Annotated in this window: 22 protein-coding genes; 11 read left to right on the top strand and 11 right to left on the bottom strand. The window is 72.9% G+C overall.

Translation table 11 applies throughout. From position 1 onward, the window contains the following. Positions 1-21: 21 nt before the first annotated feature. The 3 genes from OO68_RS03770 to OO68_RS03760 form a co-directional block, all read right to left on the bottom strand. Positions 22-1,479 carry a catalase gene (locus OO68_RS03770; RefSeq protein WP_033306638.1) on the bottom strand — a complete coding sequence of 486 codons (1,458 nt, stop codon included), beginning with the start codon at positions 1,477-1,479 and terminating at the stop codon, positions 22-24. A gap of 207 nt (positions 1,480-1,686) precedes the next feature. Then, positions 1,687-2,577 carry a 2-hydroxy-3-oxopropionate reductase gene (locus OO68_RS03765; RefSeq protein ID WP_033306637.1) on the bottom strand — a complete coding sequence of 297 codons (891 nt, stop codon included), beginning with the start codon at positions 2,575-2,577 and terminating at the stop codon, positions 1,687-1,689. Between the two features lie 25 nt (positions 2,578-2,602). Continuing rightward, positions 2,603-3,424, bottom strand: a complete 822-nt coding sequence (locus tag OO68_RS03760; protein ID WP_033306896.1) for a TIM barrel protein — start codon at positions 3,422-3,424, stop codon at positions 2,603-2,605. A gap of 161 nt (positions 3,425-3,585) precedes the next feature. Between OO68_RS03760 and OO68_RS03755 the strand changes: the two genes are divergently transcribed. The 8 genes from OO68_RS03755 (at position 3,586) to OO68_RS03720 (ending at position 11,065) form a co-directional block, all read left to right on the top strand. Next, the gene (locus OO68_RS03755; protein ID WP_033306636.1) at positions 3,586-3,837 is read left to right on the top strand and encodes a hypothetical protein; all 252 of its coding nucleotides are present in this window, start codon (positions 3,586-3,588) and stop codon (positions 3,835-3,837) included. Beyond that, positions 3,834-4,202: a helix-turn-helix domain-containing protein gene (locus OO68_RS03750; protein ID WP_033306635.1), complete on the top strand. Its 369-nt coding sequence runs from the start codon at positions 3,834-3,836 to the stop codon at positions 4,200-4,202. The genes OO68_RS03755 and OO68_RS03750 overlap by 4 nt, the downstream gene beginning before the upstream one ends. 132 nt (positions 4,203-4,334) lie before the next feature. After that, positions 4,335-4,844, top strand: coding sequence for a 2-oxo-4-hydroxy-4-carboxy-5-ureidoimidazoline decarboxylase (gene uraD / locus OO68_RS03745; protein ID WP_033306634.1), 510 nt, complete (start codon positions 4,335-4,337; stop codon positions 4,842-4,844). A gap of 7 nt (positions 4,845-4,851) precedes the next feature. Continuing rightward, positions 4,852-5,250 carry a hydroxyisourate hydrolase gene (gene uraH, locus OO68_RS03740; protein ID WP_033306633.1) on the top strand — a complete coding sequence of 133 codons (399 nt, stop codon included), beginning with the start codon at positions 4,852-4,854 and terminating at the stop codon, positions 5,248-5,250. A gap of 6 nt (positions 5,251-5,256) precedes the next feature. Further along, the gene (gene pucL / locus OO68_RS03735; RefSeq protein WP_033306632.1) at positions 5,257-6,180 is read left to right on the top strand and encodes a factor-independent urate hydroxylase; all 924 of its coding nucleotides are present in this window, start codon (positions 5,257-5,259) and stop codon (positions 6,178-6,180) included. Between the two features lie 118 nt (positions 6,181-6,298). Further along, a complete protein-coding gene (locus OO68_RS03730) occupies positions 6,299-7,678 on the top strand; it encodes an 8-oxoguanine deaminase (RefSeq protein WP_033306631.1) in 1,380 nt (459 codons plus the stop codon). 269 nt (positions 7,679-7,947) lie between these two features. Beyond that, positions 7,948-9,336, top strand: a complete 1,389-nt coding sequence (locus OO68_RS03725; protein ID WP_033306630.1) for a nucleobase:cation symporter-2 family protein — start codon at positions 7,948-7,950, stop codon at positions 9,334-9,336. Positions 9,337-9,418: 82 nt separating this feature from the next. Further along, positions 9,419-11,065 carry a serine/threonine-protein kinase gene (locus OO68_RS03720; protein WP_033306629.1) on the top strand — a complete coding sequence of 549 codons (1,647 nt, stop codon included), beginning with the start codon at positions 9,419-9,421 and terminating at the stop codon, positions 11,063-11,065. Between the two features lie 11 nt (positions 11,066-11,076). Here OO68_RS03720 and OO68_RS42950 read toward each other — a convergent pair whose 3' ends face one another. After that, positions 11,077-12,474, bottom strand: a complete 1,398-nt coding sequence (locus tag OO68_RS42950) for a hypothetical protein (protein ID WP_051814387.1) — start codon at positions 12,472-12,474, stop codon at positions 11,077-11,079. A 203-nt stretch (positions 12,475-12,677) separates the two neighbouring features. Here OO68_RS42950 and OO68_RS03710 point away from each other — a divergent pair, with 203 nt between their 5' ends. Further along, a complete protein-coding gene (locus tag OO68_RS03710) occupies positions 12,678-15,707 on the top strand; it encodes an AfsR/SARP family transcriptional regulator (protein ID WP_329503643.1) in 3,030 nt (1,009 codons plus the stop codon). Between the two features lie 116 nt (positions 15,708-15,823). Here OO68_RS03710 and OO68_RS03705 read toward each other — a convergent pair whose 3' ends face one another. The 5 genes from OO68_RS03705 to OO68_RS03685 all read right to left on the bottom strand — a co-directional run bounded on the left by OO68_RS03705 (position 15,824) and on the right by OO68_RS03685 (position 21,497). Then, positions 15,824-17,425 (bottom strand): glycosyl hydrolase, encoded by a 1,602-nt coding sequence (locus OO68_RS03705; protein ID WP_033306628.1) that lies wholly within the window; start codon positions 17,423-17,425, stop codon positions 15,824-15,826. Positions 17,426-17,455: 30 nt separating this feature from the next. Continuing rightward, complete coding sequence (locus tag OO68_RS03700) at positions 17,456-18,733, bottom strand: serine/threonine-protein kinase (protein ID WP_033306627.1); 1,278 nt, start codon at positions 18,731-18,733, stop codon at positions 17,456-17,458. A gap of 111 nt (positions 18,734-18,844) precedes the next feature. Next, positions 18,845-19,750, bottom strand: coding sequence for a hypothetical protein (locus OO68_RS03695; protein ID WP_033306626.1), 906 nt, complete (start codon positions 19,748-19,750; stop codon positions 18,845-18,847). A 175-nt stretch (positions 19,751-19,925) separates the two neighbouring features. Continuing rightward, positions 19,926-20,411, bottom strand: coding sequence for a DUF4913 domain-containing protein (locus OO68_RS03690; protein ID WP_033306625.1), 486 nt, complete (start codon positions 20,409-20,411; stop codon positions 19,926-19,928). A 42-nt stretch (positions 20,412-20,453) separates the two neighbouring features. Further along, positions 20,454-21,497, bottom strand: a complete 1,044-nt coding sequence (locus OO68_RS03685) for a C40 family peptidase (RefSeq protein WP_245236895.1) — start codon at positions 21,495-21,497, stop codon at positions 20,454-20,456. A gap of 125 nt (positions 21,498-21,622) precedes the next feature. On the opposite strand from OO68_RS03685, the gene OO68_RS03680 reads away from it, so the two are divergent. Next, the gene (locus tag OO68_RS03680; protein WP_033306624.1) at positions 21,623-22,018 is read left to right on the top strand and encodes a DUF3592 domain-containing protein; all 396 of its coding nucleotides are present in this window, start codon (positions 21,623-21,625) and stop codon (positions 22,016-22,018) included. Then, positions 22,015-23,295 carry a DUF418 domain-containing protein gene (locus OO68_RS03675; protein WP_051814385.1) on the top strand — a complete coding sequence of 427 codons (1,281 nt, stop codon included), beginning with the start codon at positions 22,015-22,017 and terminating at the stop codon, positions 23,293-23,295. The genes OO68_RS03680 and OO68_RS03675 overlap by 4 nt, the downstream gene beginning before the upstream one ends. On the opposite strand, the gene OO68_RS03670 is transcribed toward OO68_RS03675, so the two are convergent. Together OO68_RS03670 and OO68_RS03665 are read right to left on the bottom strand one after the other, a co-directional pair. Next, entirely contained in the window at positions 23,198-24,928 is a 1,731-nt protein-coding gene (locus OO68_RS03670) for a type IV secretory system conjugative DNA transfer family protein (protein WP_078625178.1), read from the bottom strand. The genes OO68_RS03675 and OO68_RS03670 overlap by 98 nt on opposite strands. 74 nt (positions 24,929-25,002) lie before the next feature. Continuing rightward, on the bottom strand, positions 25,003-26,571 hold the full coding sequence (locus OO68_RS03665; protein ID WP_403551847.1) for a putative type IV secretion/conjugal transfer ATPase: 1,569 nt from the start codon (positions 26,569-26,571) through the stop codon (positions 25,003-25,005). Positions 26,572-26,733 lie beyond the last annotated feature (162 nt).

Below are 26,733 nucleotides of genomic sequence, written 5' to 3'. Positions count from 1 at the left end.
GGTCGGACACGGTCAGGGAGTTCAGTCCTCGCGCAGGGAGCGGACCGCCTCCTCCACGCGCCGCCCGTACTCGGGGTCGGCGGCGTGGAAGTGCGCGAGGTTCTTCTCGATCACGTCGTCGCGGGAGACCTGGGACAGGCCGCCGGCGATGTTCGCGACCAGGCGGGACTTCTCCTCCGCGGACATCAGCCGGAACAGCTCGCCCGCCTGGAAGAAGTCGTCGTCCTTGGTGTGCAGGGGCGCCTCGTGGGTGCCCGTGTGGCCGTGCACCGCGAGCGGCGCCGACAGGGGGCGGCCGGTCTCGACCGGGCCGTCGTAGGAGTTCGGCTCGTAGTTCTTGGCGTACCGGCCCTGCGGGTTGGACGCCATGAGGCCGTCCCGGCCGTAGTTCTGCGCGGTCGTGGCGCGGGGGGCGTTGACGGCCAGCAGGGTGTGGTTGACGCCCAGGCGGTAGCGGTGGGCGTCCGCGTAGGCGAAGAGGCGGCCCTGGAGCATCTTGTCGGGGGAGGGGCCGATACCCGGCACGAAGTTGTTCGGGGAGAACGCGGCCTGCTCGACCTCGGCGAAGACGTTGTCCGGGTTGCGGTCCAGCACCAGCCGGCCCACGCGCCGGAGCGGGTAGTCCTGGTGCGGCCACACCTTGGTCAGGTCGAACGGGTTGAAGCGGTACTCCGCCGCCTCGGCCGCCGGCATCAGCTGCACGTGGAGCGTCCAGGACGGGTGCACGCCCCGCTCGATGGCCTGGAGCAGGTCCGTCTGGTGCGAGTTGGGGTCCCTGCCCGCGATCTCGGCGGCCTGCTCGCTGCTCAGGCAGCGGATGCCCTGGTTGGTCTTGAAGTGGTACTTGACGAAGAACGCCTCGCCACGGCTGTTGGTCCACTGGTAGGTGTGCGATCCGTAGCCGTTCATGTGCCGGTAGGAGGCCGGGATGCCGCGGTCGCCCATCAGCCAGGTCACCTGGTGCGTGGCTTCGGGGGAGTGCGCCCAGAAGTCCCAGACGTTGTCCGGCTCCTGACGGCCCGTGAACGGGTCGCGCTTCTGCGAGTGGATGAAGTCGGGGAACTTGATGGGGTCCTTGATGAAGAACACCGGGGTGTTGTTCCCGACGAGGTCGTAATTGCCCTCCTCGGTGTAGAACTTCACCGCGAAACCGCGCGGGTCGCGCACCGCGTCCGCCCCGCCGAGCGAGTCGGCGACGGTCGAGAAGCGCAGGAACACCTCGGTGCGCCTGCCGACCTCGCTCAGGAAGTCGGCGTGGGTGAAGTCCGTGACGTCATCGGTCACTTCGAAGTGGCCGTACGCGCCCGAGCCGCGGGCGTGCACCACGCGCTCCGGGATGCGCTCGCGGTTGAAGCGGGCCAGCTTCTCCAGCAGATGCTGGTCCTGGAGCAGGAGCGGGCCACCGGCACCGGCGGTGGCGGAGTTCTGGTTGTCGGCGACGGGGGCGCCGGACTCGGTGGTGAGCACGCGCTGCGGCATCGTGACCTTCCGTACGAGAGGGCAGCGGAAATATGTTTCCGCTTTGTGGAGCCTAGGGTCGGGGCGAGCGGAGCGTCAACAATTTGTTGAAGCGGTGGGCATGGCTGGTTCCGGGCGGCGCAGCCGCTTTGGGCGCGACAGGACAGGTGTCAGCGGCGGCGCCGCCCGGGATCGGGGACCCCCGGGGTCACGAGGGTCGGGGGAGGGTCAGACCTGGGCGCCGGAGAGCCGCTCCACGGCCCGCAGCAGCGCCGAGTGGTCCAGGCCGCCGTCACCCTGCGCGCGCAGGGACGCGATCAGCTGGGCGACCACGGCACCGACGGGCAGGGCCGCGCCGACGTTGCGGGCGGCGTCGGTGACGATGCCCATGTCCTTGTGGTGCAGGTCGATCCGGAAGCCCGGCTTGAAGTCCCGGCCGAGGAAGTTGTCCTTCTTGCGGGTCAGCACGGTCGAGCCGGCGAGGCCGCCGCCCAGGACGTCCAGGGCCGCCTTCAGGTCCACCCCGGACTTCTCCAGGAAGACCACGGCCTCGGCGCACGCCTGGATGTTGACGGCGACGATCAGCTGGTTGGCGGCCTTCACGGTCTGGCCGGAGCCGTGCGGGCCGCACAGCACGATGGTCTTGCCGAGCGCCTCGAAGAGCGGCTCGGCCTGGTCGAAGTCGGCCTGCTCGCCGCCGACCATGATGGACAGCACGGCCTCCACGGCCCCCGCCTCACCGCCGGACACCGGGGCGTCCAGCACCCGGATGCCCTTCTCCTGCGCGGCCTTCGCCAGGTCGACCGAGGTCTGCGGGGTGATCGAGGACATGTCGATCAGCAGCGCGCCGGACCGCGCGTTCTCCAGGATGCCGTCGGGGCCGTAGGCGATGGCCTCGACCTGCTCAGAGGCCGGGACCATCGTGATGACGACGTCGGCGTCCCGCACGGCCTCGGCGATCGAACCGGCGGCGGTGCCGCCCGCGGCCGCCAGGCGGTCCAGCTTGTCCTGCTCCAGCGTGTAGCCGGTGACCTGGTAGCCCGCCTTGATCAGGTTCTCGGACATGGGGGAGCCCATGATGCCGAGTCCGATCCAGGCGATCTTGGGGAGTGTGCTCATGATGGGGTGCCTTTCAGATGCGGGGTCAGCGGGAAAGCCAGTCGAAGGCCTCGGCGCTCGGGCGGTCGCCCGGCTTGTACTCGAGGCCGACCCAGCCGTCGTAGCCCGCCTTCGTCAGCCGGCCGAGGAGGTCTTCGAGGGGCAGTGAGCCCGTGCCCGGGGCTCCCCGGCCCGGGTTGTCGGCGATCTGGACGTGGCCGGTCTTCGCGGCGAACCGCTCGATCACCGACGGGAGGTCCTCGCCGTTCATGGACAGGTGGTAGAGGTCCATCAGGAAGCGGGCGTTGCCGAGGCCGGTCGCCTCGTTGACCTTGTCGACGACCTCGACGGCGGCGGGCGCGGACACCAGCGGGTACAGCGGCGACTCGGGCTTGTTCAGCGCCTCGATCAGCAGGACCGCGCCGATCCGGTCGGCGGCCCGGGCCGCGAGAACCAGGTTCTCCAGGGCGAGCGCGTCCTGCTCGGCCGGGTCCACGCCCTCGACGCGGTTGCCGTACAGGGCGTTGAGGGCCGTGCAGCCCAGGGAGGCGGCGAAACCGGCGGCCACGTCGATGTTGGCCCGGAACCGCTCCGACTCCGCACCGGGAACCGACAGGGCGCCGCGGTCCGGGCCCGGGAGCTGCCCGGCGTAGAAGTTCAGGCCGGTGAGCTGGACGCCGGCGTCGTCGATCGCGCGCTTGAGGGCGTCGAGCTCGGACTGCCCGGGGACCGGCGAGTCGACCCAGGGCCACCACAGCTCGACCGCGGTGAAGCCCGCCGCGGCGGCGGCCGCGGGACGCTCCAGGAGGGGCAGCTCCGTGAAGAGGATCGACAGGTTGACGTTGAAGCGCTGGTCTGCGAATCCCATCGGGGCGGCGCTCCCTTCCGTGTCTTCCATGGTGCGAGCGTCCATGGCGCTTATTCCGTATGGTGGAATCGTATTTCTGCTTAACGGAAGATTGCCTGTGGGGTGCGAGGGCTGTCAAGAGGGGCTGCCGGAAAGTCCGTCCCGCGCGTTAGGTTGAGCGCGTGCGACTGAGAGTGGAGTTCACGACCGAGCCGTTCGACCTGGACGAGGCGCCCGCGCACGCGGTGGTGGCCCGCGAGGTCGTGCAGAGCGCCGAGCTGGACGCCGTGGACGTGGGCCCGTTCGGTAACACCGCGGAGGGCGGCGCCGACGCGGTGCTCACCGCCGTGGACACCCTGCTCCGCAAGACCCTGGAGGCCGGTGCCACCCGGGTCACGCTCCAGGTCAACGTGGTCGAGGAGGGCGAGGCGTGAGCGGCGCGGGGGACGAGCCGTTCATCGCGGCCGTGAAACCCCTGGTCGACGCCATGGGTGGCGAGATGATCCCGCCCGACGAGGCCGGTCCCGATGACGTCGTCCTCGCCTGGGAGGGCCGGGACGCCGTCGCCGTCCGGCTGCCGCAGCTCGCCGACTCCCTCGATCACATCCTGGCCGCCATGGAACGCCGCAAGGGCGTGCCGCTGGCCGACCTGGACCGCAGGGCCAAGCAGGAGGTCGTGCGCATACTCGAGGCGCGCGGCGCCTTCTCCGTACGGCACGGCGTGGAGACCGTGGCGAGCGCCCTCGGCGTCAGCCGGTTCACCGTCTACAACTACCTCAACCGCGAGAAGGGGGCCTGACCGGCCGGCCCGCGGCGGTCCGGTTTCGCGCCACCGAATTTTCAACAAACTGTTGACGTGCTGTCGCGGGAGGGCGTTAGCTATCGGCACGCCCGTTCAGCACGAAGGCCGACACCGGCCACGGAGGCTCCCGTGACGTCCACTTCCACGCCGCCGGGCCTGACCCGGTTCAACGCCCTGGAGGAGCACGCGGCGTACACCGCCCTCCGCGAGGCGTGCGCCTCCACGGCGTGGGCGAAGCGCCTGCTGGCCGCCCGCCCCTACGCCACCTGCGAGGACCTGTACGCCGAGAGCGACGCCGCCATGGCGGAGCTGACGGCCGCGGACCTCGACGAGGCGATGGCCGGTCATCCGCCCATCGGCCGCCCCATGCCGGGTGACCCCACCTCGGCCCGGGAGCAGAGCGGCATGGCCGGCGCCTCCGACGCACTCAAGGCGGAGATGCTGGAACTGAACCTCGCCTACCAGGAGAAGTTCGGCCATGTCTTCCTGATCTGCGCCACCGGCCGGACGGGCGAGCAGATGCGCGACGCCGTCCGGGAACGGATCGGCAACCCGCCGGAGCGGGAGCGGGAGATCGTCCGCACCGAACTGGGGAAGATCAACCGCATCCGTCTGGCCCGACTCGTCGAAGAGGACTGACAGCCGCATGAGCACCTCCGCCACCGCGTCCGTGTCCACGCACATCCTGGACACCAGCGTCGGCCGCCCCGCCGAGGGCGTCGCCGTCCGGCTCTCCGCCCGCACCGGCCGGACCGCGCACTGGCAGGCGCTCGGCGGCTCCGCGACCGACGCGGACGGGCGGTGCAAGGACCTGCCGGCGCTGCCGGAGGGCACCACCCACGTACGGCTCGACTTCGCGGTGGAGCCGTACTTCGAAGAATCTGCGAAGAAGCAAGCCGATGCGCAGCAGGACGCCCCCGCGAATCGGGACAGCGGTGCGTTCTTTCCCGAGGTGGCGATCACCTTCGCCGTCGAGGCCGGTGAGCACTACCACGTACCGCTGCTGCTCAACCCGTTCGGCTACTCCGTATACCGAGGGAGCTAGCTAGAGATGCCCACCATTCTGGGACAGAACCAGTACGGCAAGGCCGAGAACCGAGTCGTCAAAATCACGCGGGACGGCGCCACCCACCACATCAAGGACCTCAACGTCTCCGTCGCCCTCTCCGGTGACATGGACGAGGTCCACTACTCCGGCTCGAACGCCAACGTGCTGCCGACCGACACCACCAAGAACACGGTGTACGCGTTCGCCAAGGAGCACGGCATCGAGTCCGCCGAGCAGTTCGGCATCCACCTCGCCCGGCACTTCGTCACCAGCCAGGAGCCGATCCACCGGGCCCGGATCCGCATCGAGGAGTACGCCTGGGAGCGGATCGAGGCCTCCGACGCCACCTCGCAGTTCATCGGCGCCGACGAGGTCAAGCACTCCTTCGTCCGCAAGGGCCAGGAGGTCCGGCTGACCCAGATCACCTACGACGGTGAGAAGTGGGAGGTCGTCTCCGGCCTCAAGGACCTCGTCGTGATGAACTCGACCAACTCCGAGTTCTGGGGCTACGTCAAGGACAAGTACACGACGCTGAAGGAGGCCTACGACCGCATCCTGGCCACCGAGGTCTCCGGCCGCTGGCGGTTCAACTGGACCGACGACGAGCAGCGCATGCCCAACTGGGAGAAGTCCTACGAGCAGGTGAAGAAGCACATGCTCCAGGCCTTCGCCGAGACGTACTCGCTCTCGCTCCAGCAGACCCTGTACCAAATGGGTTCGCGGATCATCAACCACCGCAGCGAGATCGACGAGGTCCGCTTCTCCCTCCCGAACAAGCATCACTTCCTGGTGGACCTGGAGCCGTTCGGGCTGAAGAACGACAACGAGGTGTACTACGCCGCCGACCGCCCGTACGGCCTGATCGAGGCGACGATCCTGCGGGACGGCTGCGAGGCGCGGATCCCCGAGGACCTCACCAACCTCTGACGTTCCCCCTTTCGGCACCCGTGGCCGGGGAACCCTTCTCCCGGCCACGGCACTCAAAACTCCCAGGGTCCTGCCGTGCCCTCTTCGATTCAGCACACTTCGTGAAAAGGGACGAACCATGGCAGCTGAGCGGCGCATCGTCATCGAGAACTGCGCGATCGCGACCGTCGACGGACACGACACCGAGTACGCCTCCGGGCACGTCGTCCTCGCCGGCAACCGCATCGAGTCACTCGGCGCGGGCGCGGCCCCCGAGGGCCTGGAGAACGTCGCACGCCGTATCGACGCCTCAGGCCACCTCGTGACCCCCGGCCTGATCAACACCCACCACCACTTCTACCAGTGGATCACCCGCGGCCTGGCCACGGACCACAACCTCTTCAACTGGCTCGTCGCGCTGTACCCCACCTGGGCGCGCATCGACGAGCCGATGGTCCGCGCGGCAGCCCAGGGCTCGCTGGCGATGATGGCCCGCGGCGGCGTCACCACCGCCATGGACCACCACTACGTCTTCCCGCGCGGCTCCGGCGACCTCTCCGGCGCGATCATCGGCGCCGCCCGCGACATGGGCGTCCGCTTCACCCTCGCCCGCGGCTCCATGGACCGCAGCGAGAAGGACGGCGGCCTGCCCCCGGACTTCGCCGTCGAGACCCTCGACGGTGCGCTGGCGGCCACCGAGGAGACCGTGCGCCGGCACCACGACTCCTCCTTCGACGCCATGACCCAGGTCGCCGTCGCGCCCTGCTCGCCCTTCTCCGTCTCCACCGAACTGCTCCGCGACGGCGCCCAGCTGGCCCGCCGCCTCGGCGTCCGGCTGCACACCCACGGTTCGGAGACCGTGGAGGAGGAGAAGTTCTGCCACGAACTGTTCGGCATGGGCCCGACCGACTACTTCGAGTCCACCGGCTGGCTCGGCGAGGACGTGTGGATGGCGCACTGCGTCCACATGAACGACTCCGACATCGCCGCCTTCGCCCGGTCCCGCACCGGCGTCGCGCACTGCCCCTCCTCCAACGCCCGCCTCGCGGCCGGCATCGCCCGCGTCCCCGACATGCTCGCGGCCGGCGTCCCGGTCGGCCTCGGCGTCGACGGCACCGCCTCCAACGAGTCCGGCGAACTCCACACCGAGCTGCGCAACGCGCTCCTCATCAACCGCCTCGGCGCCCACCGGGAAGCCGCCCTGAACGCCCGTCAGGCCCTGCGGCTCGGTACGTACGGCGGCGCTCAGGTCCTGGGCAGGGCAGCGGAGACCGGCTCGCTGGAGCCCGGCAAGCTCGCCGACCTCGTGCTGTGGAAGCTGGACACCCTCGCCCACGCCTCCATCGCCGACCCGGTGACCGCCCTGGTCTTCGGCGCGGCGGCCCCGGTCACCGCCTCCTTCGTGGACGGCCGGCAGATCGTCGAGGACGGACGGCTGCTCACGGCTGACGAGGACGCCATCGCCCGCGCCACGCGGGACGAGGCCCGGCGCCTGGCGAGGATCGCCGCCGAGGCCTGACCACCCGGATGACTCCGGCCGGGAGGGACGGCTCCCGGCCGGTGGCCGTGGACCCGAGCGGGGACCACGGCGGTCGTCTCCGGGGCGCGCGCGTACACGCGCGCGCCCCGGAACGGCCACCCACGCCGTCCGCCGCATGTCCGGTCCCTCCCCAAGCTCTCGGCTTCGCTCGAGCAGGGAGGTGCCCCCATGACCACCCCCGCACCACCTCCCTGACACCCACGGCGGCCCTCGGGCCCAGCCGTGTAACCGACCGGAGGGACGCCGCCGTGGCCGACCACCCCGTTGACGAAAAACTCCCCGCACTCAAGATGGCGACGACCGGCCTGCAGCACGTGGCCGCCATGTACGCGGGCGTCGTCGCCCCGCCCCTGATCGTCGGCGCGGCCATCGGCCTCTCCGCCGGCGACCTGACCTTCCTCACCGGCGCCTGCCTGTTCACCGCGGGCCTCGCCACCTTCCTGCAGACCCTCGGTATCTGGAAGATCGGCGCCCGGCTGCCGTTCGTCAACGGCGTCACCTTCGCCGGTGTCGCCCCGATGACCGCGATCGTCGCCTCCACGGAGGACAAGTCCGACGCCCTGCCCATCATCTTCGGCGCGGTCATCGTCGCCGGACTCCTGGGCTTCCTGGCGGCCCCCGTCTTCTGCAAGGCGATCCGCTTCTTCCCGCCCGTGGTCACGGGCACGGTCATCACCCTGATCGGCATATCGCTGCTCCCGGTCGCCTTCGGCTGGGCGCAGGGACCCGATCCGACGGCACACGAGTACGGCTCGGCGACCAACCTGGGCCTCGCGGCCGTCACCCTGCTGATCGTGCTGCTGCTGCGCCGCTTCACCACGGGCTTCGTCAAGCAGATCGCCGTGCTGCTCGGCCTGGTGATCGGCACGCTGATCGCGATCCCGTTCGGCGCCACGGACTTCGGCCCCGTCGCGGAGGCGGCCGTCATCGGCTTCCCCACCCCGTTCCACTTCGGCGCCCCGCAGTTCCAGCTCGCCGCGATCATCTCGATGTGCGTGGTGATGGTGGTGTCGATGACCGAATCGACCGCCGACATGCTGGCGCTGGGCGAGATCGTCGACCGCCCGGCCGACGAGAGGACCATCGCGGCCGGCCTGCGCGCCGACACCCTCGGCTCGGCGATCAGCCCGCTCTTCAACGGCTTCATGTGCAGCGCCTTCGCGCAGAACATCGGCCTGGTCGCCATGACGAAGATCCGCAGCCGGTACGTCGTCGCCGCGGGCGGCGGCTTCCTGGTGCTGATGGGCCTGTGCCCGATGGCGGCCTCGCTGATCGCCGTCGTACCGCGCCCGGTGCTCGGCGGGGCGGGCGTGGTCCTGTTCGGCTCGGTCGCCGCCAGCGGCATCCAGACCCTGGTCCGGGCCGCCCTGGACCGGGACAACAACGTCCTGATCGTGGCGGTCTCCCTGGCCGTCGGCATCATCCCCATCACGGCGCCGGAGTTCTACCACGCCTTCCCGGAGACGGCCCGGATCGTCCTGGACTCCGGCATCTCCACGGGCTGTGTGGCGGCCGTGCTGCTCAACCTGGTCTTCAACCACCTGGGCCGGCACGGCCGCGACGCCCATGACGTCACCCACCCGATGGAGGCGGGCGAGGAACTCACCAGCCCGCCCAAGGCCCCGGCCGCGTCATGAGCCCGCCGGACTCCGCTTAGGCTTCTGCCTTGGTCAACTCCTGGTTGACCGGGGGACCAGGGGACGAGGGGGAGACGAGCCGATGAACCACGCGACCGAGGTGTTCCAGCCGTTGCGGGGCGACGATCCGCCCGTGGTGGCCGGATACCGCCTCGCCGCCCGGCTCGGTGCGGGTGGGATGGGCCGGGTCTACCTCTCGCACACGCAGGGCGGCCGACCGGTGGCGATCAAGGTGGTCCGGCCGGAACTGGCCGACGACCCGGAGTTCCGGCGGCGGTTCCGCCGGGAGGTGGAGGCGGCCCGGCGGGTCCGGGGCGCGTACACCGCCGAGCTCATCGACGCCGACGCGGACGGCACACCGCCCTGGGCGGCCACGCTGTACGTGCCCGGCCCGTCCCTGGCGGAGGCGGTCGCCAGCCGGGGACCCCTGCCGGTGCCCGCGGTGCTGTGGCTGGTGGCGGGGGTGGCCGAGGCACTCCAGGCCATTCACGCCGCCGGGATCGTGCACCGGGACCTCAAGCCGTCGAACGTGCTGCTCGCCGCCGACGGGCCGCGCGTGATCGACTTCGGCATCTCGCTGGCCGCCGGCTTCACCTCGCACACCGCCACCGGCGCCGCTGTCGGCACGCCCCACTTCATGGCCCCCGAGCAAGCCTCCGTGGGCGAGGTCACGGCGGCGACCGACGTCTTCGCCCTGGGCCAGACGGCCGCGTTCGCGGCCCTGGGCCGCCCTCTGTACGGAGACGGATCGGCGCTCGGCGTGCTGTACCGGATCGTGCACGACCGGCCCGATCTGTCCGTGCTGCCCGAGCAGCTCCGACCGCTGTTCGACCGATGCCTGGCCGCCGATCCGAAGGACCGGGCGGACCTGGCGGAGATCGTCGACTGGTGCCGGCGGCGACTGGGCGCGGACGCCGACGCGGGCGCGGGCCCGGCCGTGTGGCGGGACGTCACGGGACCGGAGCCGACGGTCCCGGCCCCGTTCTCCGCTCCCACGAGTCTCTCCACTCCCACACGCGTCCAGCATCAGCCGCTGGTCGTCACCCAGCCCCAGCCGCTGCCGGGCGGGCCGGGGAAGCGGCGTGCCCGAGGCCGGCGCACCGCGCTGATCACGGCCGCGGCCGTGACGGCGGGGGTGGTGGCCCTGGGCGGCCTGCTGTGGACCGTCCAGGACGCGGGGAACAGGTTCCGCGATTGGGTGGCCGGCGCACCGGCGACGCCTGACCCGGGCAGGTCCGGGCGGTCGGGGGACGCGTCCACGCCGTCGCCTTCGGCCTCCGGGGCCGTCGCGGATGCCGAGGGCCGGACACCGCGGGCCACGCAGCCCTCCCCGACGGCCTCCGGGACGCCGCGCCCCATCGGCCGGACGCTCCAGAGGCTGGACGCGAAGAGCTCGCTGAGCTTCGAGGAGCCGTTCCAGCGCGACGACCGCGAGGGCGACATCCGTTTCGACTGCGAGGACGCCGGATGTGCGCTGGAGAGCGACACCAGTGTCTTCATCCAGATGTTCACCGACGAGGGCGTCTCCCTCGACGAGTGCCGGCTCATGCTGGCGCATGCCGACCAGCGCCGCTGGCCGCTGGCCTCGGTGCCGGTGGCAGGTCAGATCTGCGTCAAGCACAAAACCGGGGACATCGCCCTGCTCACGGTCCAGACGAAGTCGACCGCGCTGCCGGAACTCGCCGCCCTCACGATGGACATGACGATCTGGCAGCGTGCGGCGACGTGATCGCCACACGCTCACACCGTGAGCTTCACGGCCTCCAGCCAGACCTCGTTGTCCAGGGTGCCGCCGAAGGTGAAGTCGGGGCGGGGCTTGCTGCACGCCCGTTCGCCCCAGTCGTGGCCGCGCAGCCGGACGGTGTTGCAGATCTCGCCGGTACCGACGTTCATCGCGAAGCCCAGCATGTTCGGCGCGTTCCGCTTGGCGCTGCCGATGGTGAAGTTCCGGCCGTCGCCGGTGACGGCCGTCCAGCTGGGCTGCCACGCGCCGCGGCCGTCGACCGGCTTCGCCGAGTGCCGGAAGGCGTTGGCGGCTGATCCGCCGACACCGTGCACCGCGATGTTGAGGGCCTTGATCGGCCGGTTCCGGCCCGATGTGCCGGCGATCGTGCCGTCGCACACCGGCTTCTGCCAGCCCTGCCCCGAGACGTACGCGCGGTAGCAGATGTGCCGTCCGGAGGGGTCGTTCGCGGCGAGCCGCTTCACGGCACTGGCCGCGGTCTCCTGCGCGGGCTCGGCGGTGACGGTGGTGGTGGCCGCCGGGGGCCTGGCCGTGACGGTGACGGTGACCTTGCCCGAGCCCTTCGCCCCCGACGTGTCCTTCGGTGTCGGCTTCTTGCCGTTCCCCTCCTTGTCCCCGTCCTTGTCCTTGTCCCTGGTCTTGTCCTTGTACCCGGCCGACGGGGAGACGGACGGCGGCGGGATCGGCAGCGAGGACGGCGACAGAGCCGGTGAGGCCGAAGGCGAACCGCCCGCACGCGCGGCCGTCTCCTCCCGGTTTCCGCCGTCACCGGAACCGCCGCTGCCCAGGATCACCAGCGGCACGACGACCAGGGCGGCCACACCGAGCGCCACCGGCCCGATCACCAGCGGCCTGCCGAGCAGTCCCGGCCCGCCGAACTCGTCGTCCGACTGGCGTGCGCCGGGCCGGCGGGCGGGTGCGGGCTGTGGTACGGGGCGGGCGGCCGGGGCCCTCTCGGACTCGGGCAGCGCGTAGGCCGCCTCGTCGACGACGTCAGGATCGTCCCGGTCGTCCCGGTCGTCCTCGGAGGGGCCGGCGGCCTCGTGGACGAGGGACGTCGCCGGATCCGTCACTCCCTCCGCTTCCTCCTGCTGCCGCAGCGCGCTGGAGCCGTCGGGGAAGACCTCGACGTGTGCCACATACCCGGCGGCGGGGTCGGAGATCGCCGCCGTGACGGCGGTGTTCCGGTCGCGCGCGTGTGCGTGCAGGAGGTCGAGGATCGCTGCGTCGACCGTCGTCCCCTCCGCGACCGGCACCGGTTCGCCGTCGACGGCTGCCGATCCGTCGCCGGAGATGACCACCGTGAAGTGCGGGGAAGGCTCGGACGGCCCCCGCTGCGTGGCGTGTTCGGCCACCGTGACCGGCTCGTCCGCTTCCTCTTGGCCCGGGCTCATCGGCGTTCCTCTCTGGTGTTCCCGGCCGGTCGCGCGGCCGGGGCGGTGTCGGCGGTGCCCGCGTACGCAACGGACACCGGTCGTCCACGGTTCAACTCGCGGGTAAAAAGGGGAAAGAGCGGTACGTCAGCGGTGACAGGTGACGGAACGGCATGTTCCGAGGCAGTGGGCGTGCCGGAGCTGGTGCGCACTAGAGTCCGAACGTGGACTACGTGAATACCTTCCGTTTCGCTGTGCTGGGGCCGGTCAGGGCATGGCGCGGGGAGCGGGAACTCGACCTCGGCTCACCGCAGCAGAGGGTGGTGCTGGCGGCGCTCCTCTTACGACGCGGGCGCCCTCTGCCGCTCGGCGACCTCATCGACGCCGTCTGGGGAGAGGAGCCGCCCGCTGCCGCCGTCTCCGTTCTGCGGACCTACGTGTCGCGCCTGCGCAAGGTGCTGGAGCCCGACCGCGGTCCGGCGGAGCAGCCCCGGGCACTCGTCTCCGTCGGTGACGGTTATCTGCTGCGCGTTCCGGACGACGGCCTGGACCTCGCCGTGTTCCAGCGCCGGGTCGCGGAGGCGAAGAAGACGCGCGCCGCGGGTGACGTGTCCGCCGCCGCGGACCTGCTGCGCGCAGCGCTGGACGGCTGGCGGGGCGCCGCACTGACCGGAGTCCCCGGCCCGCTCGCCGAGACGGCGCGCTCCTGGCTGGACGAGGAGTGGCTGACCGCGCTGGAGGCCCGGCTGGACGCCGATATCGAACTCGGACGCCACCATGAGGTGATCGCCGAGCTGCTCCCGCTCACCGCCAAACACCCCCTGCGCGAGGAGCTGTGCCGCCTGCTCATGCTCGCCCTGTACCGCTCGGGACGGCAGGCCGAGGCACTGGCCGCGTACCGCGGGACACGCGCTGCCCTGGTGGCGGAACTGGGCGTCGAACCCGGGCTGTCGCTCCAGGACCTGCACGACCGCATCCTGGCGGCCGACCCGGCCCTGATGCCGCACCAGGCCCGGAGCCCGGCTCCGGCGGCGCCCGGGCGGGCCCGGCCGTCCGTACGGGCGGCACGGTCCGGCGCCGCAGCGCAGGACGGGACGACGGACGACGGTGCCACGGCGGGAGGGACGGCGCCGGACGACGCGGCCCGGCCCGGCCCCGCCGACCCGCACGGGTCGCCGTTCCAGCCGGCCCGCCCCGCCCAACTGCCCGCGGACCTCCCCACGTTCGCCGGGCGGGACACCGAACTCGGCTTGATCGGGGACCTGCTGCCCCGGGACGGCAGCCCCCCGTCGACCGTGGTGATCAGCGCCATCGGAGGCATGGGCGGGATCGGCAAGTCGACCCTGGCGGTGCACTGGGCCCACCGCGTCGCCGAACGGTTCCCCGGCGGTCAGCTCTACGTCAACCTGCGCGGCTTCGACCCGACCGGCTCCGCGCTGACGCCGGACGAAGCGGTACGCGGCTTCCTCGACGCCCTCGGCGTACCGCCGATGCGCATACCCGCCGGCCTCGACGCCCAGGTCGCGCTGTACCGCAGCCTGCTGGCCCGCCGCAGGGTGCTGATCCTGCTCGACAACGCCCGCGACACCGAGCAGGTGCGCCCGCTGCTGCCCGGCTCCCCGGGCTGCCTGGTCATCGTCACCAGCCGCAACCGGCTCACGGGTCTGGTCGCCGGCGAGGGGGCACACCCCCTGACGCTGGACCAGCTCTCCCCGGCCGAGGCGCACGACCTGCTGGCCCGGCGCCTCGGCAGCGACCGGCTGGCCGCGGAACCACGGGCCGCGGACGAGATCATCGCGCGGTGCGCCCGCCTGCCGCTCGCCCTCGCCATCGTCGCCGCGCACGCCTGCGCCCACCCCGGGTTCCCGCTGAGCGCCATCGCCGACGAGGTGAACGAAAGCCACGGCAGCCTGGACGCCTTCACCGGCGGCGACGACATCACCACCGACGTGCGGGCGGTCTTCTCCTGGTCCTACAAGGCGCTGTCCGCTCCGGCCGCGCGTCTGTTCCGGCTCCTGGGGCTGCACGCGGGGCCGGACATCTCCGCGCCGGCGGCGGCCGCCCTGGCCGGACTCGCTGCGCGTGAAGCGCGTGGGCTCCTCGCCGAACTGACCCGTGCCCACCTGCTCACCGAGCACTTCCCGGGGCGCTATACCCTGCACGACCTGCTCCGTGTGTACGCCGCCGAACGCGTGGGGGTGGAGGAGACCCCGCAAAACCGGGATCTGGCGCTCCAGCGGTTGCTGACCTGGTATCTGCACACCGCCGACGCGGCCTACCCGCACATCACCCCCACCCGTCGTCGCATCCCGCTGGAGCCGCGGCCGCAGGACTGCCGGCCGCTGGAGTTCACCACGCACGAACGGGCGCTGGACTGGTGCGAGGCCGAACGGCCCAACCTGATCGTCGCCGTGCACCAGGCCGCCCAGGCCGGGCACACCGGCACCGCGTGGCGACTGCCCGCTGTCCTGTGGGGCTTCTTCTACCTCCGCAGCCACGTGCACGACTGGCTGGACACCACACGGACGGGACTGGCCGCAGCCCGCGGCGCCGGGGATCGGGAAGGGGAGGCCCAGGGCCTGGCCGACACGGCCGCCGCGCTGCGCAGCGCCGGCCGGTTCGACGAGGCCGTCGAGCACCTGCGCCTGGCGCTGGCGCTGAGCCGGGAGCTGGGGGACAGGGTGGCCCGGGCATCGGTGATCGCCAATCTCGGCGACGCCTACCTGCACGCGGGCCGGCTCCGCGAAGCCGTCGAGTACGCCCGCCGCGGGCTGGCCCTCGACCGCATCGCGGGCAACGTCTGGGGTGAGGGCATCGCCCTGAGCAACCTGGGCGACGCCTACCAGCGGATGGGACGCTACGACGAGGCCCTCGACTGCCTCCAGCGGGCGCTGGTCGTCCTGCGGGCGGGCGGCAACCGCTGGGTCGAGGGCGTCACCCTCGACATCCTCGGCACGATCCATCACCGGCTGGGCCGCCACGGCGAGTCCGTCGGCCACTACCACCGGGCGCTCGCGACCCACCGGGACATCGGCAACCGCTGGGGCGAGGGCCACACGCTGGGCCATCTCGGGGATGTCCACTTCGACGGCGGAGAGCCCGAGGCGGCCCGGGCGAGCTGGCGGCACGCCCTCGCGATCTTCGCGGAGTTCGGCCATCCGGATGCCGAGCAGGTTCGTGAGCGGCTCGACCGCCTGCCGGACGGCCCGGCCGACGCGCGCGCCCGGGAGGCCGCGCCGAGACGGACCGCCTGACATGGCTCTCCTTCGTGGGTGATGCCTGCCGGCGATGCGCCGGCAGGCATCCGCACAACGCGTGCGGGGTGAGGACGGTTCAACGCCGGGGCCCGTCCTTACTGCCGGGCGGTGCCTCAGCGCACCTCGCGGTAGACCCGCCCGCTCGCGTTGGGCACCGCCCCGTCGTACAGACCCGTCGGGCTGGTCTCCCTCGACAGCGCGAACCAGGCGTACCGCTCGACGAAGTCCAGCTTGTTCAGTATCTCGGTCGACGACCGGACGAAGTCGGTCTGCTCCTGCTCACCCGGGTAGCGCGGGGCACCCCGGGAGAAGTCGGTGAGGGCGTACTCGGTGAGCCAGACCGGCTTCTTGTAGCGGTCGTGGACGGCCTGCAGATAGCCGCGCAACTGGTCGGCCGCGCCGGGCCCGAAGTCGGCGCCGTACCAGTGCACGGGGATGAAGTCGACCCGCAGGCCCCGCTGTTCGGCCCCGGTCATGAACCGGTCCAGCCAGCCGCCTGGCACGTCCGCGCCGGAGGCGACCGCGGGCGCGCCCAGCCTCAGGCCGGTGGACTCCAGGCGGGGCCACAGGTCGAGCGCCTGCTCGGGGGACAGGCCGGCCTGGTCCGGACGGTCCGGCTCGTTGAAGCCGAGCAGCGCCTTCCCCTCGCGGGCCGCCTGCCCCAGCTCGGCGTCGGTCACCGACCCGGGCCCCCAGATCATCGGAACGTACTCGGCGCCGGTGGTGCCGGTGACGCCGCCGGCGGAGGAGGCCCAGTTGTAGAACCAGGACGAACCGGAGTCGGCCAGGGCCTCGGGGGCGCCCGCCACGGGGTTCAGGGCGACGCCCTTGCCGGAGGCCGCCGGGGTGTCGCCGCTACGGGGCTGCCCGGGGGCGGCGGGGCCGGGCGCGGTGGCGCCGTCGCCGCTGCCGTGGAACGTGACGGTCAGGCCCGTGCACTCCCGGCACTGGTACACGACCTGGTTGCCCTGCTCGGTGTCGTGCTTGGACCAGCTGTACGCGGTCGGGCACTTCGCGGCGAGCGCGTCACTGTAGGGCGTCGTGGCGTCCCGGTTCGGGTTGACGCAGACCAGGGGCCGGCCGGTGGCCTCGTCCCGGACCAGGTTGTCCGCCGGGCAGGCGGCCAGTAGGTCCGTGGCGCACCCCGCCGGCGCGCACTCGCCCGAGTCGGGCGGTGTCACGCCGTCGGGCGTGATGGTGATCGGCGCGGCGACGGCGTTGACGTAGCTGACGTTGTACCAGGGTGTCGCGCCGTCCTTCGGGTCGAAGTTGAACTCGGCCAGACCGGTCGGCTGTTCACCGGTCGAGCACCGGTCGGCGTAGGGGCCACAGTCGCCGACGGCGCAGTGGAACGTGCTCCCCTCCTCGCCGGTGCAGCCCTCGCGGGCGAAGAACTTGCCGCGCCAGTGCCCGGCGCCGGACTGCTCGGGGACGGTGACGGTGGGGGACCGGCCCGGGTCCAGCGTGGGCAGCCCGGTGAGCGGGGCCGACCCGTCGGCGTTGACCGTGCTGCCGATCCAGATGCGGTGGTCCGTCGTGTTGCGGAAGGTGACGGTGTGCTCGGGGGAACCGACGCCGGCGGCCGGTGTCCCCGCGATACTCACGCCGTCCGAGCGCTGGTTCTGGATCAGCAGCGCGATACCGGTGACACCGGCCACGACCAGGAGCAGTGCGAGCAGGAACGAGGCGGGGCGGCGCGGGAGCGGTCTACGCACGGACCTCGCCTCCCTCCGGGGCGACGTACGTCATGTCCGTCCTCTCTTCTGGGGGGTGGTGGGGGTGTGGACCTGCGCGGGGCGGTGCGGACGCGTCGGCGTGTCCGGGGCCGTGGAGGTGGCGAAGGGCCGAAGGGTGTCGAGGGAGTTGCGTACGGTCGCGTGTCCCTCGCTGCTGAGCAGGGGCGGCGGGGGCGTGCTCCTGACGGCGTCCGTCGGCGGCCCGGCGCGGTCCGGGTCCCGCCCGGCTCCCTGAGCGGCTCGCTCGGCCGCGAGGAAGGCCTGGCCGTCGAAGGCGTCGGTGGAGCGCGGAACGGCGGTGGGGCCGTTGCCCAGTTGCGCCCGCCGGGCTTCGACGGCGGCCCGGAAGCCCTCGCCGTCGAGGGCCGCGGTGGAGGCGGAGGAGGCGGTGGCGCCGGTGCCGAGTCGTTCCCACTGGCCCCGCTGGGCCGCCCGGAAGGCTTGCCCGTCGGCCATCTCGTCCTGCCCGGGGCCCCCGAATCCGCTCCGGTCCCGGGCCGGGGGCGGTGCGGTGTCCGGCCGCTCCCGGCCGGCCGCACGCTCCCAGCGTGCGCGCAGCGCCGCGAACTGCCGTGCGTCGGCTGCCATGATCCGGTCGCGGACGGCGTCCAGCGCCTCGGCGGCGGTGCGGGTGCCCGCCTCGGTCTCCGTCTGCGCAGCACTGCCGGTGGTGACGTTCGCGCGCGCGACCGACGCGGTCCGGGACGGGCCGACCCGCGGCGACGCGCGCTCCTGTGGGTCCGCGCCCGCAGACGACTCCCGCAGCGCCTCCCGCATATGGGCGTTGGCCGCGTACCGGGCGACCGTCGGCATGCTCTCCGGGGACCGCTCGTACGCCTTCCTGAACCGGTCGTCGGTCCGCAGCAGGTGGAGCACCGCGTCCTCGAAGGCCTCGTGCCGAAGCGTCGGCAGCCGGCCGATCCGCCGTTCCAGGCGCACCATGTCCGGGTGCGCCGACGGTCCGGCACCCTCCGGGGACAGCCCGTCCACACGGGTCGGGTCGGGGGCGGTCGTCTGCGCCGGGACCGGCTGCCAGGACCCGGCCGCGCCTTCGTCCGGGCCGCCGGCACCGGCCCGGTACCGGCCGGACAGCCGGCCGACGAGCGTGCGCAGGCGCTCCGCCAGGCGGCTCCAGACGCCCGGCGTGTCCGCCGCGTCGCGTCCGGTGCCGCGGCGCCCTTCCCGCAGGCGGTACTCGGTCGCGATCAGCTGACGCGCCAGTGCGGCCTCGGGACGCTCCGCGGCCGGCCCGTTCCGGTTCGGGGAGGCCGCGTTGTCATCCGCCACGGTGGCCCTCTCTCAGGTCGGAAGGTGCGGACAAGGGGGACAGCAGCGGGCGTGCCGGGGCCGGCGGTTCAGCCCCGGCACGCCCGCGCCGGTACGGCGGTGCGGTGTCCCTCAGCGGCGGCCGACCGGCTTCTTGCCCTGGGCCTTCGCGGACGGCTGCGTCTGTGCCGGCTGCTGACTGCTCACGCGTCCGCTGGAGGTGCCGGCCGGGCTGAAGTTCCCGGCCGGGGTGTTGTTGACCGGGGCGTTGCCGGCCGGCGCCGACAGGGACGAAGTGGAGGACGGCGGCGCCGTGGCCGGGGTGAACCCGGGCGGATACTGTCCCGGCTGGTTGCCGAGCACCGGGTTGCGGTGCATCCCGTACATCTCGTAGCCGGGGTCCTGCGCCGTCCGTCCCGGGTCGGTGTGGGCGTGGTGCATGACGTCGGTCATCGTGGCGCCTCCGGCCACCCATGAACCCGCTCCGCCGACCATCTTGGTCGTCGAGGACTCCTGGTCGGCAACGGCGGCGTAGGTGTTCAGCGCCGTGGAAACGAGCCTGCCGACGCTCGCGCTCACCTGGACCGGGTCCACGTGGCCGCCCGCCCTCGACTGCTGATGCTGGCCGTAGAGTTCGTAGCCGGCCACACCGGCCTGCGCGGCTATGCCGACGCCGTTCACGATCGTGGCGGCCCGGCCGGACGTGAACGCCGAGGCGCCCTGGATGATCGTCGGGGCGACGTCGACCAGTGCCTTGACGACGCGGGACTTGTTCTCCGCGACCCACGCGGCGGCGCTCTTGCTCCACCGCGCGACCTGCTGGCCCTTCGGCTGGGCCGTGTTGACCGCGTAATACTGCCGGGCGGTCTGGTCGTACACGCCAGTGCCGGCGCCGGCGAACAGCGGGGGCGCGTCGTCCGGGACCGCCGCGCTGGAGACCCGGGCCCGCGCCTGCCTTCCGTCGTCGGAGATCCTGACGGACGAGTAGGAACTGGCGTTGGAGTTGGCGCTGTCGTCGGAGTGTTCGGATCCTGCCATGTCACCCTTCCTTCCGGGAGGTGAGGGCTCCTGGGGAGCCTGTGACGGTGCCGGGACCGGCACCGCCGACCGGATGGCTGCACCGATCGCGAACACAACGCGCCCGCGGGGGCGGACGGTTCATCCCCTTCGCCCGCACGCGCCGCGCGGGGCGCGGGTGTTCACCCGGCGGCCGTCATGACCACGGGGACGGCGGCGGAGGAGGCGGCGGCGGTCCGAAGGGATCCATCGTCTCGACGGTGGGTGCCGCCTTCGGGCGGTGCATACCGGGCTTGCAGCCCGCGAAAGGGCCCTGCGGGTCGCGCAGGGTGTCCATGACCGACGACAGGTGGTCGCGGTGCCAGACGGCCGGTCCGGTCATGTCGGAGCCGGGCCCGGTGAGATCGCCCCAGGCGAGCCACAGGCCGTGCAACCGGGCGACCGCCTCGGGGTGTTCCCACCAGACGGAGCACCAGGGGGACTGGGAGCTGACCTCCCTGCCGTAGACCGGCAGCAGCACGTGGTGTGTCCACAGGGTCAGCTGGCGCAGGGTCTGCGCGTACGCGGGCCCGTCGAGGTAGAGGATGAAGCGCGGCGGGGAGGGCTTCTCCTCGCCGGGCGCGGGGGAGGGCGGGGCGGCCTGGCTCCCGGCGACCGAGGGGGACGTCTGAGTGGTGGACATGGCGATCTCCTGCCGAGGGGGTGGAAACGGTGGCTGAGGTGGTCAGGCGTCGGGCCGCACCACCCCGAGGATCTCCATCGACCCGGCCGGCGCCACGGTCACGTGCCGCCCCGGGCGGGGGGCGTGGATCATCCGGCCGCCGCCGGTGTAGAGCGAGACGTGACTGGCGTCGGCGTTGTAGATGATCAGGTCACCGGGGCGCATCTTCCCCACCGGGACGCGGTGCAGCAGCCGCCATTGCTCCTGCGAGGTGCGCGGGATGACCACGCCCGCCGCCAGCCACGCCTGCGAGGTGAGGCCGGAGCAGTCGTAGGAGCCGGGGCCTTCGGCGCCCCAGACGTACGGCTTGCCGAGCTCCCTGGTCGCGAAGGCCACGGCCTCGCGGCCCGCGCTGCTGCCCTCGGTGCCCGCGCCGTCGAGGACGCCCGACCGCACCCACTCCGCCTGGGCCTCGTCGGCCGTCCTGCGTTCCAGTGCGGCCAGTTCACGGCGCTGCTTCACCTCCAGCAGCGACTCCACCTTCCGGGCCTCTTCGATGCGCGACCGGATCGTCCTGCGGTGGGAGCCGAGGGAGCCGCGGTTCTTCCGCAGCCGCTTCAGCTCCTCGGCCGCCGCGTTGCTGTGGGTGCGCAGTTCCTCTTCCGCCGTCGTCAGGGTGCTGACCGTCCGCCGGGTGGCCAGCTGCGCCTGGCGGGCCAGGGACGCGTTGTCCAGCGCGCGTTCCGGATCACCGGCGAGGACGAACTGCACCTCGGCAGGGACACCGCCCCCGCGGTACTGGGAGCGGGCCGCCGCCCCGGCCAGTCCGCTCAGACGGCTCAGTTTCCGTTCGGCCGAGGCCACCTGAGTCCGGAGCGTTCCGAGGCGCTTCTCCTGCCGGGTGACCTTGGCGTCGAGCGCGTTGTACTGCTCCGTGGCGACCTCGGCCCGGTGGTAGAGGCGGTCGAGTTCGGCGCGCGCCTCGGCGAGGGTCTGCGGTTCGGCGACGGCGGGCTGGTGGAGCGTCGCCGTCAGGGCCAGGGCCAGCGTGACGACGGCCGCCGTCCGACGGCCGTGCGCGCCCGGGATGTGTGTCATGCGGTTCATGGCTCCTTCGCGGTCACGTGGACGCCCGCACAACGGCCCCCTCCCCCGCGGAGGTTCAAGGACGGTGTGAACCGGGCGGCCCCGCGGGCCGTTGTGCCAGCAGGGCGCCGGGCGAAGGGGTTGATGTGAACGCACAGGTGGTGCTGCTCGCGCTGTGCACGGGGCTCGGCCTCGGCAGCCTGCTGGCCGCGGTCCGGGCGCTGGCGACCGCCGCCGCCCTGTGGGCGCGCGGCCGGCGGGTGGTGGGGCGCGTGACGGCCCGTGCGGCGACCGACCCGCGGCGCGGGGGGCTGGTGGTGGTGTTCTCCGACCACCTGGGAAGGGAATTCGTCCTCGATCCGGGCCCGCTCGGGCCGTTCTGCGGCCTGCCCCCGGTCGGCGACAGCGTGCCGGTCGTGTACGCGCGCGATCGGCCCACCGGGGCCAGACTGTGGACGTCCCGGCACCTGTTGGCCCCGTCGTTCGGCTGGTTCCTGTCCGCCACACTGGCGTTCGGCACCGGGGTCGTGACGGCCGGATGAACCGGGCCGGTGCTCAGCGGGTCGGCGAACTCGACGTGCTGCGCGGGTTCGCCCTCTTCGGCATCCTCGTGGTCAACGCCCTGCTCGTGGCGGGCCCGGCCACGGTCTACGGCGGCGGACCGGGGACCCCCGCCCCGGACCGGGTCGCCGGGTGGCTCGTGACCGCGCTGGTCACCGCAAAGTTCTACGTCCTGTTCTCCTTCCTTTTCGGCTACAGCTTCGTCCTTCAGGCCCGAGCCGCGCGCCGGGCCGGTGCTGCCTTCGCCCCCCGTCATCTGCGGCGCACGGCGGGCCTGTTCGCGCTGGGCGCGGTTCACGCGGTCCTGCTGTACCCCGGGGACGTCCTGACGACGTACGCCGTCCTCGCCCTGGTGCTGTACGGGCTGAGCGGGCTCGGCGTCCGAGCGGCGCTGGGACTCGCGGCCACCCTGCTGCTGCTCCTTTCGGCGCTGCTGCTGGGGTACGGGCTGCTGACCGTCGCCCTCACCGAGCCGGTCACCGCCACCGCGTACGCGCCCCGGGCCGCCGAGCGCGCCGCCGCCTACCGGGGCGACGCCGCCTCGGTGCTCGGCACCCACCTGCGGGATCTGCCGGCCGCGCTCGGCACCGACCTGCTGTACGCGCCCGCCATGCTGGCCGCGTTCCTCGGCGGGCTGGCGGCGGCGAAGTCCCGGCTGGCCGAACGGCGCGCCCGGGACCGTGCCTGGCTGCGCCGGACGGCCCTGCGGTGGCTGCCGCTCGGCCTCGGCGGTGGCGTGCTCGCCGCCTGCTGCGCGAGCGGGCCGCTGGACGGCCGCTGGTTCTTCGTCGGGCAGGCGGCCACCGTCCTGACCGCCCCGGCGCTCACCACGTCGTACGCCTGCGGTCTGCTTCTGCTGCTCACGCGCCGGTCCACGGCCCGCGTCCCGGCGGCGGCCGGTGTGCTCGCCGCCGCCGGGCGCATGGCGCTCAGCCACTACCTCACCCAGTCGCTCGTCCTCGCCTGGGTGTTCTCCGGCTACGGGCTGGGCCTCTACGGCCGCGTCGGCACGGTCGCGGTCCTGGGCGGGTGCGTCCCGCTCTACACCGTGCAGCTGGCGCTCGGCGCGTGGCTCGCGGCTCGGACGCGGTACGGGCCGGCCGAGCACCTGCTGCGCGCCGTCACCCGGGGACGGCGCCCCCGGGCCCTGTCGCGCGGGGTCACGACACCTGCTTCGACAGCGGCACGCCCTGCGGCCCCGGAAGACCCGGAACAGCGCGCCGACCGGGCGGGAGACGACGTGCGGCCCGCTCGGTGATGGCCGCCGTCTCCGCCTTCGCTGCAGCCGAGATCGCCGCCGCGCCGGGCTCCTTGTACCAGGGACGCAGCCGGACGAGCGCGGGCTTGACGCCGGTGGCCAGCAGCAGGGCCGTGCCCTTGGGCAGGGCACGGATACGGTCCGGCGGCAGGACGGCCTCCTGGCGGTAGGAGTACGACCGGGACGTACCCTCCTTGCCGCGCGAGACGGTGGGGGTGCGCACGTCGTGCTGGCCGACGAGCGTGGAGATCTTCTGCACGAAGTCGGCGTCGTCCAGACCCGCGCCGAGGAGCTTGACCGTCGCCGCGCTCCACAGCGCGTCCATGCCGACCTCGCCCCAGACCCGGGCGCCCTGGCGGTAACTCTGCAGCAGCGTGACGACGTTGATGCCCCGTGAGCCGAAGTGCGAGTACAGATCGGGCAGATCGGAGATGCGGCAGACGTTGGCGGCCTCGTCGAGGACCGCGGTCAGCGGGGGATCCAGCCGGCCGCCCATGCGCTCGGCGGCCACCACACCGGCCCGCATCGTCGCGTCGGCGAGCCCGGCGATGACGCCGGCCGCGGAACCGCCCCCGTCCTTGGAGAGCAGGTAGAGCGTGTCCCGGCCGAGGACGTGCCGGTCGGGGCGGAACTCCGGGAGCCGGGGGTCGGGTGTGACCCAGGCGAGGATCTCCGGGTCGAGCAGGCAGGAGACGGTCTGGCGGGCGGTCTCGTAGATGCCGTCCCGGGTCTCGACGGCACCGCGGACGGTGCCTTGCAACTGCTCGGCCATCGCCGCGAGTCCGGCGTCGCGCAGCAGGTCGACCGGGGTGCGGTCGGCGGGGTCGGCGAGCCAGCCGAGCAGTTCGGGCAGGCGGGTGCCGCTGCGGGCCGCCGCCAGGAAGAGAGCGGTGAGGGTGTTCTGGGCTGCCGAGATCCAGAAGTCCTTCTTCGCCGTGTCGTCGTTGACGGACGCCACGAAGTGACCGGCCATGCGGCGGGAGCCCTCGATGGTGTGGCACTCACCCAGCAGGTCCCACCACAGGGCGCGCGGGGTGTGCGCGATGCCCTGCGGGTCGAACGTCCAGACCGTGCCCGCCTTCTCGCGTTCACCGCGGGTGACGGCGTACACGTCCGACTTGTTGGACGTGAGCAGGACCGCGCCCTGGGCACGCAGCACCCGGGGGACCGCGATGCCGGTCGACTTGCCGGCCCGCGGCGCCATCAGGTCGAGCTCCACGTCCTCGTGACTGCTGCGCAACTCGGGCCCGTTGGGCATGAGGTCGCCCAGCAGGTTGCCGGTCTCGTCCGGGTGGAGCCGGTCACGGCCCTGAAGGGAGGGGCGCAGTGCGCGGGCGCGGCCCTCGATGCCCTTGGGACACATCGCGGCGAGCTCGCGCCGCCCGGCCAGGCCCTTGGTGCGGCCGGCCCGGCCCAGCAGCGAGCGCATCAGCAGGGCGACGGGCAGGGCGACGAGCGTCAGCAGCCCGAGCATGCCGCCGTAGAGCGCCGCGGCCGGTGTCCCGGGCCACAGGCCGCCGGGCCCGCCGGTGACCAGCCGCGTGACGGTGGACAGGGCGAACGGGGGGCCGTGCCAGCCGTTGCCGGTCAGCCCCGACCCGAGGGTCCCGCCGGACCAGACGACGGCGAACATGACCAGACCGGTCCCGGCGAGCGCCACGATGGCCCACGGCAGCTGATCGTGCGCGCTGCCGGTGCCCGGGGCTCTCACGCGGTCCACCTCCCCGCGCCGCCGCCGGGCGCCGGGCCCTCGGGCGTGCCGGGCAGCGCGTACGCCCCCTCCCCGGCGGCCCGGGCCACCTGCGCGGCGGTGTGGGCGAGTTCCTGCTCGACGGCCCGCTCGACGGTCTGCTCGTTCGCCGTCCACCGGGTGTTGGTGTCGTGCAGCCGGCGTTCGGCGTCGGTGATGGCGACCTTGATCGGGATACCGGGGCGCCCGCCGACCTTGATGAGGAAGCGGCCCCGGCCGGGCGGCTCCTCGTGCTCCCCCGAGACCCCCCAGCCGGGCGGGGAGGACCACGACGACACGAGCTCGATCTCGCGCCGGGACAGCCCCACCACCTTGCCGAGATCCTCCATCTCCGCCTTCGGCAGCCCCGCGCACACCACCATCCCCGCCCGCTCGACGAACCCGCGGGCCTTGGCCCGGTCGGCGTCGGTGCCGAGGGCCTCGGCGTCCTTGAGCGTGTGGGTGATCTTGGCGTCGCCCAGGCCGAGGGAGCGGTTCAGGCGCGTCAGCGCGTCGATGCGGTCGACGATGCCGGAGGCCGCGCGCAGCGGGCGCCACAACTCGTCGAGCACCGTGAAGAACCAGCGCCGCGGTTCGAGGCCGGCGTCCGCGAGAGCGTGTGAGGCGGCCACCGTGCCGAGCCCGTCGGACCAGGCGGCGAGCATCGCGGCGGCGGTCAGCTGGGTGTCGGCCTCGCCGATGCCGGAGATGTCGATGCACACCGCCGGGGCGGCCGGGTCGATGCGCGTGGAGGTCTCGGAGGCGAACGTGTCGCCCAGCGGACCGTCGAGGATGCCCAGCAGGGAGCGGTGCAGCGGGTCGACGGCGTCCCGGTAGCGGGCGTCGTCCCCCCGGTCCAGGGTGACCGCGCGCACCCGGTCGGGGCCCTCGGCGAGCACCCTGAGCACGTCCGGCAGCAGCACCGTACGGCCCTGCGGGGTGCGTTCGCGCAGGTGGTGCAGGACGGCGGAGAGCACGGACTGCTCGTGGTCGTCCATCGGCCGGCCGCGCACGATCGTGATCAGCGCCGCCACCATGTTCAGCACCCGGCCGTGCGTCTCGGCCTTCAGCACCTCGCCCGCCTCGCCGCCGATCCGGGCCGCCGCCGCGCCCATGGCGCCGGGGTCGAGGACGTTGATGCCGCCCCGCCCACGGCCGATGGAGATCACCTGGCCGCCCAGGGCGCGGACGGTGTCGGCGTAGTCGGGCTTGAGGTCACCGAGCACCAGCGGGACGACGCCGGTCGCGGACAGACCGATCAGCATGCGGTTGACGAGCGTGGACTTGCCCAGGCCCGGCATGCCGAGCATGAACAGCGACGGATTGGAGATGTAGCGGGCCCGGGTGAACCAGTTCAACGGGTCGCCGCAGACCGTGGCCCCGGTGAACAGGTGCTGCCCCAGCGGTACGCCCGTCATGGGCGAGCCGGAACCGGCGGCGAACGGCCACATGCCGCACGCCTGCACGGTGGTGGCCCGCCACATGGTCGGCGGGTCCAGGTAACCGACCCGCCCGCCCCCGGGCCCGTACCAGCCGCGCGGCGGCACGAAAATCTCGCGCGGACGGGACCCGCTCTCCTTCCGGCCTCTGTGGCCTTTCCGGCCCCTACGGCTCCGCCCGCCGCCGTCCTCGCCCGGCTCCTCGCCCCGTCCGGGCTCGACCGGCCGGGCGGCACCCGCTCCGGCGCGCAGCGCGGCCAGTTCCTCGCC

Source organism: Streptomyces iakyrus, assembly GCF_000717055.1.
Lineage (GTDB): Bacteria > Actinomycetota > Actinomycetes > Streptomycetales > Streptomycetaceae > Streptomyces > Streptomyces iakyrus.
Note: the sequence above shows the minus strand (reverse complement) of the source record. Positions and strands in the feature narration are given on the sequence as shown.

What these genes read in the sequence shown, in the direction of transcription:
- OO68_RS03760 (WP_033306896.1), bottom strand. Translation starts at nt 3,424, where the DNA reads ATGGGATTCGCAGACCAGCGCTTCAACGTCAACCTGTCGATCCTCTTC.
- OO68_RS03720 (WP_033306629.1), top strand. Translation starts at nt 9,419, where the DNA reads ATGAACCACGCGACCGAGGTGTTCCAGCCGTTGCGGGGCGACGATCCG.
- OO68_RS03695 (WP_033306626.1), bottom strand. Translation starts at nt 19,750, where the DNA reads ATGGCAGGATCCGAACACTCCGACGACAGCGCCAACTCCAACGCCAGT.
- OO68_RS03730 (WP_033306631.1), top strand. Translation starts at nt 6,299, where the DNA reads ATGGCAGCTGAGCGGCGCATCGTCATCGAGAACTGCGCGATCGCGACC.
- uraH (WP_033306633.1), top strand. Translation starts at nt 4,852, where the DNA reads ATGAGCACCTCCGCCACCGCGTCCGTGTCCACGCACATCCTGGACACC.
- OO68_RS03770 (WP_033306638.1), bottom strand. Translation starts at nt 1,479, where the DNA reads ATGCCGCAGCGCGTGCTCACCACCGAGTCCGGCGCCCCCGTCGCCGAC.
- OO68_RS03685 (WP_245236895.1), bottom strand. Translation starts at nt 21,497, where the DNA reads ATGAACCGCATGACACACATCCCGGGCGCGCACGGCCGTCGGACGGCG.
- OO68_RS42950 (WP_051814387.1), bottom strand. Translation starts at nt 12,474, where the DNA reads ATGAGCCCGGGCCAAGAGGAAGCGGACGAGCCGGTCACGGTGGCCGAA.
- OO68_RS03690 (WP_033306625.1), bottom strand. Translation starts at nt 20,411, where the DNA reads ATGTCCACCACTCAGACGTCCCCCTCGGTCGCCGGGAGCCAGGCCGCC.
- OO68_RS03765 (WP_033306637.1), bottom strand. Translation starts at nt 2,577, where the DNA reads ATGAGCACACTCCCCAAGATCGCCTGGATCGGACTCGGCATCATGGGC.
- pucL (WP_033306632.1), top strand. Translation starts at nt 5,257, where the DNA reads ATGCCCACCATTCTGGGACAGAACCAGTACGGCAAGGCCGAGAACCGA.
- OO68_RS03675 (WP_051814385.1), top strand. Translation starts at nt 22,015, where the DNA reads ATGAACCGGGCCGGTGCTCAGCGGGTCGGCGAACTCGACGTGCTGCGC.
- OO68_RS03670 (WP_078625178.1), bottom strand. Translation starts at nt 24,928, where the DNA reads ATGTTCGCCGTCGTCTGGTCCGGCGGGACCCTCGGGTCGGGGCTGACC.